The sequence below is a fragment of the Nocardia sp. FDAARGOS_372 genome (assembly GCF_002554515.1).
Classification (GTDB): Bacteria; Actinomycetota; Actinomycetes; order Mycobacteriales; family Mycobacteriaceae; genus Nocardia; species Nocardia farcinica.
Map to the genome: position 1 here is coordinate 6,359,954 of NZ_PDDW01000001.1, position 16,617 is coordinate 6,376,570.

Below are 16,617 nucleotides of genomic sequence, written 5' to 3' on the forward strand. Positions count from 1 at the left end.
GCGGTGCGAGCCACCCCGGGGTGGTTGTGCACAGCCCGCGATTGGTCCACAGGGGCGCTGTTCTCGCTGGTCGGTGCGCCTGCCCGGCGTGCGCCGCGGCCTAGCGTCGCCGCCATGCCACGACACGACGAACGCGAGCGGATCCGGCGGCGGCTGGGGGTGTTGACCGAGCGGGTGGGTGCGAGCCGAGCGGCGGCCATTCCGCCCGGACGTCCCGCGGTGGTCGCGCACACCGGTCATCGATCTCCGGCGTCCACACCACACCGCAGCGGTCGGCCCGGCCGCTCGCGGGCCGCCGCGCCGGCGCGATGGGATCGAGACGACCTGCCGGACAACGACCTCGAGCGTGATGCCGAGGTGCCCGTGGCCGGAGCCTTCGGCGAGGACGAGGCACGGCCGGGCCTCATCGATACCGCGCGACGGCGGTCCGACACCGGCGACGCGCGGAGCGGCGACGGATGGATCGGCGACGGGCGGAGCGGCGACGGACGGGTCGGCGACGGGCGGACCGGTGTCGGGCGGATCGGCGACGGGCGGAGCGGTGACGGGCGGACCGGTGTCGGGCGGATCGGCGACGGGCGGAGCGGCGACGGGCGCGGGAGCGTCGCGGCGGCGGGGTCGGCGCTCGACCTCGGCGACGACACCGGCCCGCCGGACCCCGACGGGCACGTCGCTCCGGCGCGCCCCGAGGTTCGCACGTCCACCGCGCGGGCGAGTTCGGCCGCACGGCGCGACGCGGCGTGGGGTGCCGCGCAGGCACCGGCGGACATCGCCGCCGACGAGTTCGCCGAGGTCGACGAACCGGAGTGGCTCCGGGAACCGCAGGCCCCCGAACCGTGGACGCGGCGGCTCGTGCCCGAGCGCTTCCGCGGCGCCCGAGTCGACCCCGGCCGGCGCGGCGCTGTCACCCTGGTTCTCGTCGGGGTGCTGGCGGTCTTGGTCACCGCGTTCGTGCTGACCCGCGCGCAGCCGGTCACCCACCCGGTGCCGCCGCTGGCCTCCGTGCGCACCACCACGGCACCTCCCGGCGTGCCGGTGTCCGGAGCGGCCCGCACGCAGGCGGCCGCGCCGGGCAGCGTGCCGGTGCCCGAAACCCCGCCGGCGACAGGCGAACTCGTCGTCAGCGTGGTCGGCCTGGTACATCATGGTGGTCTGGTCCGGTTGCCCGCGGGCGCACGGGTGGCCGACGCACTCGCGGCGGCGGGCGGGCCGCGCGACGGCGCGGACCTGACCGGTCTCAACCTCGCCCAGCGGGTCCAGGACGGCGACCAGATCCTCGTCGGCGCGGCGGCGCCGACCGGTGACGGTCCCCGGCTCGGCAGCGCCACCATCAGCGCGGGCGGCGCGGGAGGTGCGGCGGGTACCACCGCGGGAGCTCCGGTACCCGGGACGGCGGGCAAGATCGACCTGAACACGGCCACCGAAGCGCAACTCGACGCACTGCCCGGCGTCGGACCCGTCACCGCGCGCGCGATCCTCGCCTGGCGCACCGCGAACGGCCGCTTCACCGCCGTCGACCAACTCGCCGAGGTCGACGGCATCGGCCCGGCCCGCCTCGCCCGCCTCCGCGAGCTGGTGACGGTATGAGGGGGTCGCGCGCGCGGCCGGCTCGAGCGGCGGTGCGGCCGCCCGGTGGTACCGGCCCCGGCACCGGGGCGGCCTCCCGGACGGGCCGCCGAGACGGGGAAATCGACGGTGGCCGTGGCCGATCCGGGCGTGGGTGGCGCGCGGTCCGCTCCCGGCCAGGCGGAATGATCGCCGCCCTGATGGCCCGAGCACAGGTGGTCCGGTCGCGGGCCGAGGGGACCCGGGTGGGGGATGCGTCGGCGGACACCGGCGAGCGGGGGACCGCCCGAGACCTCCTGGATGTCCGATTGCTGCCCACCGCGCTCGCGTGCTGGCTGGCGACGATCGCGGCGGTGCGCGGTGGCTGGCTGGTCGGGGTCGCCGTCGCGGTCGTGTGCGCCGCGACCGGAGCGGCCGCGTGGATCGGCGCAGTCCACCGGCCCGGCCCTCGTCCGGCGCGGCCGACACCGGGCGCCGCGCGGAGACCGAGTCGGAGGTTCTCGATGCCGCCGGACGGACGCAGCGGCACTGCCATTCGCCGCGGGACCGGCACCGCGACGGCCGGGGGACCGCCGGTGTGGACGGGCGGCGCGGTGGGCCGCGAGCTGAATGGTCGTGTGGCGGGCGACCGTGTGGGGGGCGGTCGGGCGGTGGTCGGCGGTGCGGAGCCGAGGGCGGCCGGATCGGGCAGGGCGGGTGGTCGGCGCGGCTGGGCGATGGTGTTGGTGGCGGCGATGGGGCTGGCCGCCGGGTTCGCGCTGGCGGCGGCGTGGCGCGAGCACCGGGCGGGGGCGCACCCGCTGCGGCAGTTGGGGGAGAAGGCGTGGGTGGAGGTGCTGGTGACGCCGGTGGACGATCCCCGGCCGGTGCGGACCGGCGCGGGCGCGGGGCGATCGCGCTGGGTGGTGCGGGCGGAGTTGCGGGAGTTCCGGCGCGGGGATGCCGTGGTGCGCGGCGGCGGGGCGGTGGTGGTGCTGGCGAGTGGTCCGGCGTGGGCGGAGGTGGTGCCGGGACAGGCGACGGCCTTTCGCGCACGGGTGCAGGCACCGCGGAGCAGAGACCTGACGGTGGCGGTGCTGATCGCGGACGGGCCGCCGGTGCCGGTGGGGGCGTTGCCGTGGTGGCAACGGGCGGCGAGTGCGGTGCGGGCCGGTCTGGCCGGGGCGGCGGGGCGGGCGCTGCCGCCGGACGCCGCCGGGCTGCTGCCCGCGTTGGTGCTCGGCGACACCTCGCGGCTGCCGGATCCGGTACGGTCGCACTTCGAAGCCGCGGGGCTGCAACACCTCTGCGTGGTCAGCGGACTCATCACTTTTTAGGTGTACTTATGCGACTATTGGTCGATGGGGACAAATGCGCAGCTAGAGGCCATCGTGTACGCCCGAGTGTCCGACAACCGGGGTGGCCGGTCCCGCTCTGTGGATCAGCAGCTCGCGGCCGGCCGCCGGGAGTGCGAGCGTCGCGGCTGGGTGATCGCGAAGGAGATCATCGACGACGACAAGGGCGCCAGCCGCTACAGCCGGGCCAAGCGCACCGGGTACGAGGCGCTGCTCGAGCAGGAATTGCGGCCGGGGCGAGTCCTGGTCACGTGGGAATCGTCGCGCGCGCAACGCGATCTGCGGGCGTACATCCGGCTGCGCGAGATCTGCGAGGAGACCGGGGCGCTGTGGTGCTACGACGGCCAGGTCTACGACATGCGCGACCCGCGAGACCGGCACCGCACCGGACAGGACGCGCTCGACGACGAGCTCGAGGTCGAGAAGACCCGCAAGCGCGTCCTGCGCGACATGCGCGCGAATGCCGAGGCCGGGCGTCCACACGGCAAAGTCGCCTTCGGCTACCGCATCGTGCGAGATCAGCGCTCGGGCCGGGCGATCGACCGGGTGCCCGATGAGCTGACGGCACCGATCGTGCGCGAGATCGCCGAGCGGGTGCTCGCTGGCGAGGCGATCCGCGCGATCGCGACCGACCTCAACCGCAGAGGTATCCCGGCGCCGCGGCCGATTCGGAAGGGCCCGCGGGCAGGGCAGCCTGGCCAGTGGATCACCCAGACCATCACCTCGCTGATCAAATCCCCGACGTATGCCGGCCTGCGCACCGTGCGCGGCGAGGTGGTGCGCGAGGGCACCTGGCAGCCGATCCTCACCCGCGAGCAGCACGAGCGCATCGTCGCGCTGCTGTCGGACCCGAGCCGGCGGACGCAGCGCGGCACCTCGCCGCGGTGGCTGCTGAGCTACATCGCGACCTGTGGTGAGTGCGGCGGCACCATCGCCCGGCTCAAGCCACGCGGGCACGACATGTACACGTGCATCACGAATCAGTGCGTCGGCCGGGCTGTCTCGTACGTCGACAAGCTGGTCGAGGAGGCGATCATTCAGCGGCTCGAATCGCCTGACGTGCTGGCGCTGATGTCGAGCGACGACCAGGCCGCCTCGGAAGCGTACGAGGAGGCGCGGACGCTGCGCGAGCGCCTCGACGCGTTCATCGACCAGGCCGCCGAGGGTGCGTTGTCGGCGCATGCGCTCGCGCGGATCGAGGCGAAGTTGCGGCCGCAGATCGCGGCGGCGGAACGGCGGGCACGAGCGGCGATCTCGTCGCCGCTCGTGGCCGAGCTTGCCGGGCCGCACGCGCGGAGTACCTGGCAGACCCTGACGATGCCGCAGAAGCGCGAGGTCGTGCGAGCCCTGGTCGAGATTCGGATCTGGAAGGCGCGCAAGGGGATGCGACGTGTGAATCCGCGTTACATACACCTGCGGTGGATCGGTTCCGACGAGCCCGTACCGACCGGCCCGGTCCCGCCCCTGCCCCTGGCCGAGGGCGGCGACCCGCTGGACTACACGATCGCCGAGGTGCTCGCGCACATGTCCAGCGCCGACGCCGCCGAGCGGCAGCGCGTACTCGACGCCGAGCGCGCCGGGTACGCCCGCGGCCGGATTCTGCGGCTGAATCCGAATCCGACGCGTCGATGAGCGCCGCCGCTTCAGTCGATATGCCAGGGCCACCGCCGATCGATGGCCCGATTCAGCTCGGCGACCTCGTGGCGGTCGAGGCCGCTCAGGCGGATGCGCAGGGTCGGCACGTCGACCCACAGCTCATCGGCGAGGTCGTGGTGGTTGGTCGGCTTGGCCCACATGAACGCGTCCAGCAGCGACCGCAGTGGGATCAGCCGGCGCGCGGCGATGTCGGCGACGATCCGCTCTTCGGCCGCGGCCAACACGGGGTTGCGGGGCACAGGGCCGCGCTCGAGGTGCACGATCTCGTGGGTGAGCGCGCACCGGCGGGCGGCCTGCCCGAGGGCGCGATCGAGGTAGATCCCGTCTGTCGTCCATGCGGCGCGCAGATCTGGTGGTAGGTGTTCGCGGCAGCTGATGCGGATGTGCGGGTAGGCATCGCGCATATGCCGCCACGGATGCCAGACGTGCGCCACCCTCGTAGTCTCGGCATACCCGCATTAGAACATGTGTTCGATAGATTTGCCCAGGGGTGTGCTGGACACTAGCCAGTGATCATGCACTTAGGTGCACGAAATGGCGGAGCTGGCCTGCCGCCCGCTCCGGTTCATCGACATCGACGATCTTTGCGTGATTGAAGATGGGCGACAGCATTGAGTCCGAGTTCATTGCTTCCACAGCCTCGCCGGAGTAGAAGGCGATGAAGCTCTCGGACGCGCCCGCGGCCCGAGCCGCAGCGACGCGAGCGTGAAACTCCCTGGCCACGCTCTTGGCACTGTCCACGGTCACCCGATGGAACTGGAGCCTATCCATTAAGTGGACCTGACCGTTGGTGTACCGGTAATCAAACCGGACGGCGTCGTCCGCAGCGACTTGGGGCCCCCACACCGCTGGCACCTCGACGTCGGGCTGCGGATGGACTTCGGCGACCTTCAGAACCGTTTCGACTCGTTGTTTCAGTAGCTTCGCCCACGGCTCCGCCGTGGGCGAGTCGTCACCTGCCACGAGTTCGACAAATAGCTGCTCGGCGAACTCGTTCGCTGAACACTGCACCTGGGTCAGGCCGCCGGTGACCATGCGGAACTCGCTCGGTCGCTTCTGTTGGACTCGCAGGACTTGGTCGGGGTCACTTTTGTACTCGATCATGTATGTGTAGTACTCAACCCAGTCCGCGTAGCCCTCCTTGGATACCCCGAACCGTCGTAGGGCCCTGCCGTTGATCTGTCCTTGAGCGTCGACGGCGAAGAACTTGACCGCCCACATCCCGTCCACGAATGCCGCGACGCCGATGTTGCGGGGCTCTTTCCGGCGCATGTCGGCTGTGTACTGGATCAGGTGCCAGGTGGCGTTCATGGGGCACCTCCTCAGGACGGGGGAAACTCAAGCTGGCCGTCGCTTGCGGGCCGGAAGGGTAGTACTTTCGCGCCCTTGGTTGCGCTGCCTTTCGATGCCTTCACCAGTGACTCTATCGCGTCGCGCCGCGAGATCAGGAGCTTCTGGAGTGAGACGACGTTCGTTCTCGCCCCGAGTAGACCTCGCGCATGAGCCTCGTCCAAGGCGAGGTCCACCACCATCGTTGGCAGATGTCGAACACGCCGAATCCAATAGTTGAGATCCTCCTGGGGAAGATCAACATCCTGGAAGGCGTGGTAGCGCAGAGGGGTTGATTGCGCGGTCGAGGAGCTCATGCTCTCGCCTTGGCGCCCGCCGAGACTGTGCTCGTGGTCGATGAGCCAAATTCCGAGCCGCGGATGGAACAAGAAGTTGGATATGTGACGGTCCTCGTTCAGCACCCAACAGTCGAACACGAAGGCGCCTGCGATCGTCGCGCCGTAGAGTCCGAGTATCTGGTCGGTTCTGGCTAACGGCGGAGGGGTGACGCCGTCATGCTTGATTTGCGGCGTGGCCCAGCCCTTCGTGTGATCGTCGAGAGTCGCAACCTCGCCCGGCAGCACGGGCAGGCCCATGGCGGCAGCGAGGCGACTGCAGATGAGCTCGTTGGCGATCATGAATGGGCAGTCGCCGTCCTGCGCCTTGACGTGCATTGTGGCCAGTCCCCACCATGATTGATTCGCGCCACCGAACTCGTCGGGGACCGACTCGAGGCTGTGGACCTGGACGCCGGGCTCGCGGTACCTCATCGCCCCTCGAAATCGTCGTTCGGCGGATCGACCGGGAACTCGTCCTCGGGCTCGCGGTCGCCCTCCGGCTCGGCCATCGCCGCCAGCAGCTGGAGCGGTCGAACTTGGGTTGTTCGGGCAGTGAGGAGTCCGGTTCTCCTTTTCGCCTGCGGCTCCGTGGCGCGGCGGTGGTCGCATGAAGTTCGGGTGCTCGCTCGTTGATGGCTTTGCGCTGGGCGACCAGCACGCGCAGCATCTCGATCGCGGCCCGTCGTTCTTCTGGCGTGAGGTCATCCACGCCCGGCGGTAGCTGCTGCGCAAACAATGATGCGCCCTCAACGTCGACGCCGAGGCTGCGCGCGAACGCCAGCACAACGGCCCGTTCGCTCAACCCCAATGCCTGGGCAATCCCACGGATTGTCTCAGTGCTCTTCGGCCAAGACCGGGGCGGGCCGCTCTTTAGCTCCTGGAACGTCTGGTGTTTGACGCGGTCGCCGGACGCATGTGTCAGGTCGCGATATGAGCGGCCCGTCGCGGCTATGTGATCAGCGATCAGCTGACTGATTGTCGGCATGGAGGGATCGTCTGAGCCATCACGCGCGGCGGCAACCATGCGGGAACTCCAACCGTCTACCAGCAGGGACGCGCCCAGGCTAGTCGAACGGCTACCAAATCAGCGCGCACCCCTTGTCGGATGCCAATGTCGTTGCGTTATTTCGACTCCCTTGGGGTTGACAACCGGCTACCAGTATCCGCACAATCGTCCCGTACTGCTTGACAGATAGCCGTCTACTGGGGACAGTGATGCGGAAGCGAATCAACTACCCGAAGGGACCTGGATGAAACTCCGAAGTCCCGACACCCTGCGCGCCTTGATGAACCAGGACGATTTCTCCCTGGCTCGACTGGCGCGTTACGCGGATTGCTCGAAGGGCTTCATCTCGCACCTGCTGATGGGCCGTCGATCGAGTTGCACACCGCAGCTCGCTCAGCGCATCGCGGAGGCGCTTCACGTTCCGGTCGAAGTTCTTTCGAGCCGCGAGCGTCCCCAGTGGGGGCGAAATGTATGCCGTAAGGACTTGGTCTCCGCATGAAAAAGGCCCCACCTGGGCGAACAGGTGAGGGCCATGACAACGAAAGGAGCTCGTCGATGAACGACTCTACAAACTACCCCACCCCGGTCGACCTGACCACTCCAGACGCGCGGTCGCGGCGTGATGCGCTCGCGGCGCGGGTCGATGTGCTCGGCGAGGTCGGGGTGCTGCGCACCCTGCCCGACGACATGCACGTCACCACCGACATGGTCGCTGACTTCTACGAAGTGGACCGCGAGACCGTACTGAAGGTTGTCCAGCGGAACCGCGACGAGCTGGACGACGACGGCTTCCGGGTGATCGGGCGTCGGGAAGTCGTGGACATCTTGTCCAGGACTCCCGATGAGCTGGGGATGCCGCGCAATGCGCCGACGATGAGCCTCTTCCCGCGCCGGGCCGTCCTCCGTGTCGGGATGCTGCTGCGGGATTCCGCCGTCGCTCGCAGGGTTCGGGACATGCTGCTCGATGTCGAGGCGCAGTCCCGTCCGGCCGAGCTGTCCGAGGACGAGATCGTCCTGCGGGCGCTGGAGATCCAGCAGGGCAAGATCCGCGCCCTCACCGCCGAGAACCAGGCGCTCACCGAGAAGGTCGCCGAGGATGCGCCGAAGGTGCACTACGTCGAGCTGTATGTGGCGGACTCGGACCTGCTGAAGTTTCGCACCGTCGCCGCGGCGAACGACGTGGGCGAGGACTGGCTGCGAGACCTCCTCCTCGAGAAGAACTGGATCTACGTCGAGACCGAGCGCCGCTGGTCGAACACCAAGGGCTGCATGGAGATCCGCCGCCGCTACTCGGCGTACTCGCACAAGCGTCAGTACTTCCGGCCGGTCGAGGTGCATGAGGCCCCGCGCTTCAAGGGCGAGGTCATGCACACCTTGAAGATCACGCCGGCCGGCGCTGAGGCGGTCGCTCGTCTCATCGAGCGGGAGCGTGCGGCATGAGCTCGCTGACCTTCTGGGCCGAGCCCGCCGTGCTCTCCACCAGCGACGCCACGATCACCGTCGGCGCCGGGGAAGTCGACGGCGGACGCCACGACGGTGCCGAGCGCGTCGCTCTCGTCGTCCATACCCGCAGCGCATCCGGCGACATCACCCACGGCTCTGCGCACCTCACCGCCGCCCAGGTCACCGACCTCATCGTGGCGCTGACCGACGCCCGTGACGCGCTGGAGACCGACATCTCGGGAATCGGAGGTGCACGATGACCGACCAGCAGCCACAGCCACCCTTCTCCGCGGCCGAGCGCGCCTGGCTCGACGCCGTGCGCGCCAAGCACCCGCCGCTGTCGGACCGGCAAGCCCAGCTGATCCGCCGCGTGCTCAAGCCGCGTCGTCCCATCGAGCGCACGGGGCTGGCGTCGTGACCGCAAGCAGGCCGAACCGCGCTACGCGGACGGCACACCCGCCACCTCCGGGGAGCTGGACACGATCGCCCAGGCGTTCGGCTTCCTCTCGGCGCGCCACCTGTGCGAGGTGAGCACCGGCGCCGCGCCGACCGCGCTCGGCCGCACGGTTCGGCCGCGACGGAAGGCGGCCACCCGATGACCGGCCGCCACCGCGCCCCCGCCTCGCGAATCGACTGGGCGTTCTGGCGCGCCTACCTGGTGGTGATCGCGAGTTTCAACGCCCCGCTTGTCGCCGCCTGGCTCATCTACTTCGCCGACCACTGACCCTTGGGCCCCGGACCCGAGCGAAAGCCAGTCGCTCGGGCCAGGGCACCAGCACCCTACCGAAAGGGCACCCGATGCCTACCGACTCCCGCATGGACACCGACCGGAATGAAGCGCTCGGCGACCTGGTCGAGGCGCTCGCCGAGCTGCGATTCAACGGCGCGAGCAAACAGGCCGACCAGATCGCCGGGGCGCTCGTCCGCCTCGGCATCCACCTCTCCGAGTACCGACCCAACGACGAGTACCTGACCCTCGCGCAGCTGCTCGGCATCACCGACGAGGCTCGCCGCTACGACATCGCGGTCCGCCTCGGCGACATCCCCGCCGCCTGCCTGTCCGACCTCATGGACTGGGCCCGCCGTGGATACGTCCTGGTCGAGCACGAGGACGGCTCGTTCGAGCGCAGCCCGATCCCGCGCACCGGCACGGCGCTGCCGTGCATGGTCGAGGCCGTCGAGCAGGCGCGGCCCTGCTACTGCGGTCGTTTCGGCGCCACCCGCGTCCTGCCGGCCGCGGCCCTCGATCCCGTCGACGCCGATGTCGACGAGACCGCGGACGAGTACGACGAGCCCGACCCGGACCTCGCCCACGACCGCCGCGTCGCCGACCAGCTGGGGGTGCTCTGAGTGGACAACCTGACCAGCGACTGGCGCCACAGCGCCGAATGCCGTGACGCCGAAGACCCCGAGCTGTGGTGGCCGGTATCGGCGGACGACCCAGCGACACAAGCGCGCCGCGCATGCCACGGCTGCGTCGTGCGAAAGGAGTGCGCGGTGGCTGCGCTGAGAGAAGGGCACAGCGCCGGCATCTGGGCAGGATTCCGGCTGCCGGAGGAGAAGGGCGCGCTGCGTGCATACGCCGAGGCCGAAGCGCTCCCCACCTCGCACTGCGCATGCGGTCGCACCATCGTCCACGCCGGCAGGCTGCGGCAGTCCAAGTGCGCCGCCTGCCGACTGGGCCTCATCGACGACACCGAAGTGCGAGAGCACATCATCGCGCTGAGCCGTGCCGGTCTCGACCACACACTCATCGGTGAGCTCGCCGATGTAAGCCGCCGGACCGTGGGGCGGATCGCGCGTGGCGAGACCGAGGGTGTGAAGCCCGAGATCGCTCACCGGATCATGTCGATCCACGTCCCCGACCAGCTGGGGTGTTGTGATGGCGAAGCCTGACGCGATCGACCGGATTCCGGGCCTGCCGCATGACGAGCAGGCGCGCGCCGCGGCGCGCCGGGTGGTGGCCGCCAACTCCGTTGATGTGGCCGACGCGTCCACCCTGCTGGCGATGCTGGGGCTGATCGATGACGAGGTGCACAAGCGCACGCCGGCACCTGCCCGGCGTGCGGGAAGGAGCTGCCCCTCGAGGCGCACTCCCCGAAGTGGGGCACCGCGGGCTATTGCAGCCGCAAGTGCCGCAGCGCCGGGCCGAGCAAGGCGGCACCGCCGCAGGTCTGCCTCGAGTGCGGGAGCCCGATGGCATACAAACCGGCGGCGGGGCGGGGCTGCGGCGCACAGGCGCGCACGGCATGTGCGACCTGTGCTATTCGCGGGTCCATCGTCAGGGGGTGCGCCGCGAGCTGAGTTCGTCTCGCCCGCACGCGCCGCAGATCGCATCGCCAGGATGCGCGACCTGGGCGCGTCGTGGAAGGCCTCGAGGAGGCGACCGGGCTGGCGCGCAGCTCGCTCATCGGCATCATGCGCGGCAAGGTCCGCCAGATCCGGCCCGAGACCGAGCGGGCAATCCTCGCGGTGGCCGGAATCGGGACGGCGGTGGCGTCGTGAGCGGCCCCAACGACGTTTGCCAGATCTCCGACCTCGACCGTGAGGTGTGCCCGCACTGCCGCCCGGTGACCCGGATCCCACGGAGCCCGGCCTGTACGCCGACATCCCGGACGAGGTGTATCACTCCGACCGCGACAGCCTGTCGTCGTCGGGGCGCGCACGATCTTGTTCGACAGCCCGAGCGAGTTTCGGTACGGGCCTCGGGTCGACAAGGCCGAGTACGACTTTGGGCACGCCGCCCACCTGTACGTGCTCGGCAAGGGCTCGCGCATCGCGGTGATCGACGAGCCGAGCTGGCAGACCAAGCGGGCGAAGGAGCATCGGGCCGAGGCCCGCGCGGGCGGGCTCGTGCCGCTGCTGGCGAAGGAGGACGAGCAGGCGCACGCGATGGCGAGGGTCGCGCTCGAGCACGACCTCGTCGGCGCGTACTTCGCCGAAGGCGAGGCCGAGATGTCGGGTGGTGGGTCGACGAAGAGTTCGGCGTACGCCTGCGCATCCGGGTCGACTGGCTGACCCGTCTGCCCGATGGCCGCATGGTCGCGGTCGATTACAAGACCTCGAGGTCGTCTGGCGCCGGTGCGCTCGCCAAGGCGATGGGTGACTACGGCTACTTCATGCAGAAGCCGTTCTACCTCGCTGTCCTGCGGGCGCTCGGGTTCGACATCGCCGACTTCGTCTTCATCTCCCAGTGCAAGAAGCCGCCTTACCGGCTGACCGTCGCCCGCATCGATCCGCGCGATGTGGAGCTGGGCACCGGCTCAACCGGCGGGCCATCGAGCTGTTCGCCCAGTGCATGGCCGAGGACCGCTGGCCCGACGACAGCCACCTGATCCACACCCTGTCCATTCCCGCCAATGCCCGCTACCGGGCCGAGGAGCTGCTGTCATGACCCACCCCGACCGCTATCAGCCGACCGAATTCGCCCGGCGACCCGGATCGCCCCGACCTCACAGGCGACCGCGATCGAGCAGTCCCGCGCCATCGCCGAGGTCCAGGCCGCGGTGCTCGTCGCCAGCAGCGGCCCCGGAACACCGCCGCCGCGATCGCTGAGATGCGCGACTCCACCGGGCAGCACTCCGTCGCGGCGAAGGCGTACTTCCGGTACTCGCGCGGCGGCGAGAACGTCACGGGCGTCTCCATCCATCTGGCCCGCGAGCTTGCCCGCTGCTGGGGCAACATCGACTACGGCATCAAGGAGATGCGGCGCGACGATGCCAAGGGCGAGTCGGAGATGCTCGCCACGCCTGGGACATGCAGACCAACGCGCGGGCATCCACGACGTTCATCGTGCCGCACATCCGTGACACAAAGAAGGGCCGCAGGCAGCTCACCGAGACCCGCGACATCTACGAGAACAACGCCAACAACGGCGCACGCAGGTTGCGAGAGCAGATCCTCGCCGTCCTGCCGAGCTGGTTCGTCGAGGAGGCCAAGGCCAACGTCGACGCCACGCTGGAGAAAGGCGGCGGCAAGCCGCTGCCGCAGCGGGTCGCCGACGCCATCCGCGTTTTCGACGAGATCGGCGTGAGCGCCGCCCAGCTCGAGGCGAAGCTCGGCCGCAGCTCGGCAGAGTGGTCCGGGCACGACGTGGGCCAGCTCGGCGTCATCTACTCCTCGATCAAGCGCGGCGAGACCAGCCTCGCCGCCGAGTTCCCGACCGAGAAGGAGCCAGAGCAAGGGGTGTCCGCGGCCGAGATCACCGCAGCCGGGCGCAGCAAGCGCAACCCGGACCGCGACCCCGCCGACGAACCCCAGCCAGCAGCCCGGCCGGCGACGAGCAGCAGGCCGCGCCCGAAACCCTGAATCCGATTCCGCGCCCCGTCCGAGGGCATCGACGAGGCGATTGAGCGGGCCGCCAGGAGCAGGCCGCCGAGAGCCGGCCCGCCAGCGCCGCACCCGCGCGAAGGCCGCCGAGCCCGCGCCGGTACCCATCACCGCCGAGCAGCTCGGCGAAGCGCGCCAGCTGCTCGAGCAGCTCGGCGCGGACACCACCGAGACGCGGCTCGCCTACTACCGCGGGTACTTCGACCGGCCCGACCTCGACGACCCGCGCGAGCTGAGCACCGAAGACGGCCGCGACGTGATCGCCGAGCTGCGCCGCCAGGTTGAGGCCGAGACGAAGGCGGACCAGTGAGCACGCCCATAGTGTTTTTGGACTGCGAACCACCGGCCTGCACGCCGACCGCCGCCCGTGGAGATCGCCATGATCCGCGCGAGGGCGACCGGCAGCGGAGCCTGACCATCTACGTCTCCGACGTGGACCTGTCGTCCGCCGAGCTGATCGGGCTGCGGGTCGGCCGCTTCCACGACCGCCACCCGATGTACCGCAAGGATGTCGGCGGCGCGTTCGACATCGACACCGAGTCGGACGACACCGTCGACCCGTGGGCCGCTGACGACCAGCTCGGCGTCGACCACTGCCTGTACCCCGAGCAGCACGCCGCCGTGACCGTCGAGCGCTGGACCCGCGGCGCGCACATCGTCGGCGCCGTCCCGAACTTCGATACCGAGTGCTTGGCCGCGATGCTGCGGCGGCATGGACTGTGCCCGGCCTGGCACCACCACCTGATCGACGTGGAGGCGCTGGCCGTGGCTACCTCCACGGCACCCGCCAGGTCGGCAGCGTCCCCCTTCCGTGGAAGTCCGACGCCGTGTCGACCTTCCTCGTGTCCGGCCGCCCAGCGAGGACGAGCGGCACACCGCGATGGGCGATGCCCGCTGGGCCATGCGCCTGTACGACCACATACCGGAGGAGCCAGTGAGCACCGACCACCACCGCACCGACGCCGAGCAGCTGCTCGCCGGATCGCCTGCGCATCGACGGCATGACAGCGCTGCCGTCCGACCCGATCGCGATGAGCCTCGCCGCACAGGCCGCCACCGCGCACGCGCTGCTCGCCATCGAGGCCAGGCTCGCCGAGCTGGTCGAGCAGGGGATGCGGCTGGACAGCGTGGCCGAGGCGACGGAGATCAGGCAATGAGCGACCAGATCGACGTGCTCTGGCTGGGCGGCACCGATCCCGCGCGGCGGTGACGGCGTCTCCGAGACCTTCGCGAGCGCCCTCGACCCGACCGGTTCCGTTTCCGCATCGTGCCTACCCGGCCACCTTCGGCGGCGGCCAGCCCTCGTGGCGGAGAGCCGGGCGGCTGGCCGCGAGGCGCTCATCGGCGCCATGTGCGCCACGGAGAACCGGGTGGTGATCGGCGCTACTCGCAGGGTGCCGGGATCGCGGGCGGACTTGCCGCCGAGTTCGGACGTGGCGAGCTGACCGGCCTGCGTCGCCAGCTGCTCGCCTGCGCGCTCATCGCCGACCCGGAACGCCCGCGCGGCGCGGGCATCCCTGGCCGCCCGGCCGCGCCGGGTACGGCATCGTCGGCGAGCGGCCGGTCCACGGCCTGCCGGCGTTCTGGGCCGCCGCCGAGCGAGACCCGATCACCGCGCTGCCGCGGGCTCGCCGCTGCGCACCCTGCCCGACATCCTCGACTACTACTCCATCCGGTCCCGGCCGCGGCGCGGGCGTGGGGTGAAGCGCTGATCCAGCGCGCCGGCAGAACCGGTTCCAGCGGTGGTGGACCTGCGTCTCGTCCTGGAGTGGGGCGGCGCGGTCCGGCAGGCGCTGGACTACCTGCCGTCCCGCCCGGCGGCGGCCGCCACGGCCAGGCGTACGTGATCGAAGGGCTGGCCACCGCGCTGGCGCACGTGATCAACGAGGAGGTGCGTTGATCACCTTCCGTCAGTGCCGCACCGGCGTGGCCTCCCCGCCCACGGGCCGGGAGATCGAGGCCCGGTATCGGTGCATCGACGCCCGCCACGAGCCCGTCACCTACAACCCGGTCCATGACAAGACGTGTGCTTGTGCGGGCGGTCATCCGCGACGGCGACCACAGCCGCTGGCCGACCCGCTACGAGTACGCCGAGACCGACGCCGCCCGAACCGATCTCGTCGGACGTGAGGCGCGCGCCTACCTGCGCGAGGTCCACGGGGAACCAGAACCCCTGTCGTCCCGACAGAGTGCGGGAGCAGTTCGTGTTGGAGTGGCGTAGTGCCCGATCCGCACGATCAAGCCGGCTTCTGGGACAGCCCGACACGGCCGCCGCTACGTCGAGCCCGCCGCGGATGTCCGGTCGCTCAGCGATTCCGAGTCACCCACGAATCCCCCGGATAGGAGGGCTGATGCGCATCCGCAGCACCAAGCCTGAGTTCTGGCGTTCCGAGCGAATCGCCGCCTCTCGTGGGACTCGCGGCTGGTCTCAAGGGCCTGGAGTCCTACGTCGATGACAACGGCGTCGGCAAGGACGACGTGGCTCTGATCGTCGCCGACGTGTTCCCTCGCGACATGCTCGCGAACCTCGCGAGACCGTCGCGAGGGTTTCCGAAGCCGTTTCCGAGCTTCACCGGCACGGTTTCATCCATCGCTACGAGGTGGATGGGACCCGCCTCCTCTACATCTCGTGTGGGAGGCGGTACAGCGCATCGACAAGCCCGGCAAGACGTTTCCCCAGGCCAGACGGCACAATGGACTATCGCGAGTCCGTCATTCGCGAGAGTGTCGCGAGCCCTCGCGAGGTGTCGCGAGCCCTCGCGAGGGTGTCGCGCCTGGAACAGGGAACAGGGGACAGGGAACAGATATACGTCCCCAGTTTTCGACGTAACTCACGACCGCGCGGGCGCGCGCGCGAGCGGGGTGTGGTCGCGCTGCGTGCGCCGCGCGGTGGCGCACAGGTCGCGGCGCGGCTCAATGCGACCGCGCGCAGCGCACCGGCGCACGCACATCGCGGTCGCGTTCAGCGAAGCGCTGTCGGTGCCACCGAGGCGGGCGTGCTCGCAAAGGTCGGCTCGAAATCGACTCGTGCCTCGCGGCCGGTATCCCGCCGCCCGCCATCGCCGCCGGACTCAGCGTGGACGGAATCGGATTCGTGGAGTCCACGCAGATACCGGCGTTCGTCCACAAGGCCGCCAACGCCCGCGGTCGGCGCGGCCGATCGAAACCCACCGAGAAGGCGGTCGACGCCCACGCCGCCGCCGAGGAACTGCTACGGGAGTGAGAACCCTTGGAGATCGCAGCGAGTGACGCAGCGTGCGCGCTGCGGCCGCAGCATGTCCCGGGCACGCATCTACGCGACAAGCTCGGCGACCCGGACAAGGCCCGGCTCGCGGCATGGGCCGAGGCATCGAGCGGTGGAAGCTCGACGCCCCGGACCTGCTCGAGGGCGTGATTCGCTACTACAGGGCCAGACCGAGGGCCGCACATCGGCATCGGCGACCTGCTCCACCACGCCCGCGAGTCCCGCCGTCAGCGCGCCGAACGCGAGACCGCCGCCGAGGTTCACGCCGCAGTCACCGCGGCGCTACCGTGTCCAGCGCCGGGCTGCCACTCCGAGCCGCCGGTGATCCGGTGTGGGCTGCCTACGAAGTCAACGGCGCCATAGACCGCCCGT

At 70.4% G+C, this 16,617-nt stretch carries 20 protein-coding genes; 17 read left to right on the top strand and 3 right to left on the bottom strand.

What is annotated here, in order from left to right:
• Positions 1 to 114 precede the first annotated feature (114 nt).
• From CRM89_RS32340 to CRM89_RS29450, 3 genes are all read left to right on the top strand, one after another.
• Complete coding sequence (locus CRM89_RS32340; protein WP_195039608.1) at positions 115 to 1,587, top strand: helix-hairpin-helix domain-containing protein; 1,473 nt, start codon at positions 115 to 117, stop codon at positions 1,585 to 1,587.
• Between the two features lie 695 nt (positions 1,588 to 2,282).
• Complete coding sequence (locus tag CRM89_RS29445) at positions 2,283 to 2,882, top strand: hypothetical protein (protein WP_133123739.1); 600 nt, start codon at positions 2,283 to 2,285, stop codon at positions 2,880 to 2,882.
• 24 nt (positions 2,883 to 2,906) lie between these two features.
• On the top strand, positions 2,907 to 4,532 hold the full coding sequence (locus CRM89_RS29450; RefSeq protein WP_098082929.1) for a recombinase family protein: 1,626 nt from the start codon (positions 2,907 to 2,909) through the stop codon (positions 4,530 to 4,532).
• Between the two features lie 11 nt (positions 4,533 to 4,543).
• Here the strand turns inward: CRM89_RS29450 and CRM89_RS29455 are convergent, their stop codons facing one another.
• The 3 genes from CRM89_RS29455 to CRM89_RS29465 form a co-directional block, all read right to left on the bottom strand.
• Positions 4,544 to 4,990, bottom strand: a complete 447-nt coding sequence (locus tag CRM89_RS29455) for a hypothetical protein (protein WP_172964601.1) — start codon at positions 4,988 to 4,990, stop codon at positions 4,544 to 4,546.
• A gap of 79 nt (positions 4,991 to 5,069) precedes the next feature.
• Entirely contained in the window at positions 5,070 to 5,867 is a 798-nt protein-coding gene (locus CRM89_RS29460; RefSeq protein WP_098086829.1) for a hypothetical protein, read from the bottom strand.
• Between the two features lie 11 nt (positions 5,868 to 5,878).
• Positions 5,879 to 6,655, bottom strand: coding sequence for a hypothetical protein (locus CRM89_RS29465; protein WP_098082932.1), 777 nt, complete (start codon positions 6,653 to 6,655; stop codon positions 5,879 to 5,881).
• An 818-nt stretch (positions 6,656 to 7,473) separates the two neighbouring features.
• Between CRM89_RS29465 and CRM89_RS29470 the strand changes: the two genes are divergently transcribed.
• The 14 genes from CRM89_RS29470 (at position 7,474) to CRM89_RS32090 (ending at position 16,224) form a co-directional block, all read left to right on the top strand.
• Positions 7,474 to 7,728, top strand: a complete 255-nt coding sequence (locus CRM89_RS29470; protein ID WP_098086830.1) for a helix-turn-helix domain-containing protein — start codon at positions 7,474 to 7,476, stop codon at positions 7,726 to 7,728.
• 56 nt (positions 7,729 to 7,784) lie between these two features.
• Positions 7,785 to 8,669 carry a phage antirepressor KilAC domain-containing protein gene (locus tag CRM89_RS29475; protein WP_098082934.1) on the top strand — a complete coding sequence of 295 codons (885 nt, stop codon included), beginning with the start codon at positions 7,785 to 7,787 and terminating at the stop codon, positions 8,667 to 8,669.
• Entirely contained in the window at positions 8,666 to 8,932 is a 267-nt protein-coding gene (locus CRM89_RS29480) for a hypothetical protein (RefSeq protein ID WP_098082935.1), read from the top strand. The genes CRM89_RS29475 and CRM89_RS29480 overlap by 4 nt, the downstream gene beginning before the upstream one ends.
• A complete protein-coding gene (locus CRM89_RS31225) occupies positions 8,929 to 9,090 on the top strand; it encodes a hypothetical protein (protein WP_172964416.1) in 162 nt (53 codons plus the stop codon). Before CRM89_RS29480 ends, CRM89_RS31225 begins: the two co-directional genes overlap by 4 nt.
• A gap of 177 nt (positions 9,091 to 9,267) precedes the next feature.
• Positions 9,268 to 9,396, top strand: coding sequence for a hypothetical protein (locus tag CRM89_RS32085; protein ID WP_256385917.1), 129 nt, complete (start codon positions 9,268 to 9,270; stop codon positions 9,394 to 9,396).
• Positions 9,397 to 9,488: 92 nt separating this feature from the next.
• Positions 9,489 to 10,022, top strand: coding sequence for a hypothetical protein (locus tag CRM89_RS29485; RefSeq protein ID WP_098082937.1), 534 nt, complete (start codon positions 9,489 to 9,491; stop codon positions 10,020 to 10,022).
• Entirely contained in the window at positions 10,023 to 10,568 is a 546-nt protein-coding gene (locus CRM89_RS29490; protein WP_216641991.1) for a WhiB family transcriptional regulator, read from the top strand.
• A gap of 468 nt (positions 10,569 to 11,036) precedes the next feature.
• Positions 11,037 to 11,177, top strand: a complete 141-nt coding sequence (locus CRM89_RS31230; protein ID WP_172964602.1) for a hypothetical protein — start codon at positions 11,037 to 11,039, stop codon at positions 11,175 to 11,177.
• Positions 11,178 to 11,242: 65 nt separating this feature from the next.
• Positions 11,243 to 12,007 carry a PD-(D/E)XK nuclease-like domain-containing protein gene (locus CRM89_RS29495; RefSeq protein WP_253805148.1) on the top strand — a complete coding sequence of 255 codons (765 nt, stop codon included), beginning with the start codon at positions 11,243 to 11,245 and terminating at the stop codon, positions 12,005 to 12,007.
• A gap of 421 nt (positions 12,008 to 12,428) precedes the next feature.
• On the top strand, positions 12,429 to 12,980 hold the full coding sequence (locus tag CRM89_RS31455) for a hypothetical protein (protein WP_216641992.1): 552 nt from the start codon (positions 12,429 to 12,431) through the stop codon (positions 12,978 to 12,980).
• A 40-nt stretch (positions 12,981 to 13,020) separates the two neighbouring features.
• A complete protein-coding gene (locus CRM89_RS29505) occupies positions 13,021 to 13,311 on the top strand; it encodes a hypothetical protein (RefSeq protein WP_098086831.1) in 291 nt (96 codons plus the stop codon).
• Entirely contained in the window at positions 13,308 to 14,006 is a 699-nt protein-coding gene (locus CRM89_RS30585; protein ID WP_127516381.1) for a hypothetical protein, read from the top strand. Before CRM89_RS29505 ends, CRM89_RS30585 begins: the two co-directional genes overlap by 4 nt.
• The gene (locus tag CRM89_RS31235) at positions 14,003 to 14,158 is read left to right on the top strand and encodes a hypothetical protein (protein ID WP_172964603.1); all 156 of its coding nucleotides are present in this window, start codon (positions 14,003 to 14,005) and stop codon (positions 14,156 to 14,158) included. The genes CRM89_RS30585 and CRM89_RS31235 overlap by 4 nt, the downstream gene beginning before the upstream one ends.
• Positions 14,159 to 16,095: 1,937 nt before the next feature.
• The gene (locus CRM89_RS32090; protein ID WP_256385961.1) at positions 16,096 to 16,224 is read left to right on the top strand and encodes a hypothetical protein; all 129 of its coding nucleotides are present in this window, start codon (positions 16,096 to 16,098) and stop codon (positions 16,222 to 16,224) included.
• Positions 16,225 to 16,617: the final 393 nt, after the last annotated feature.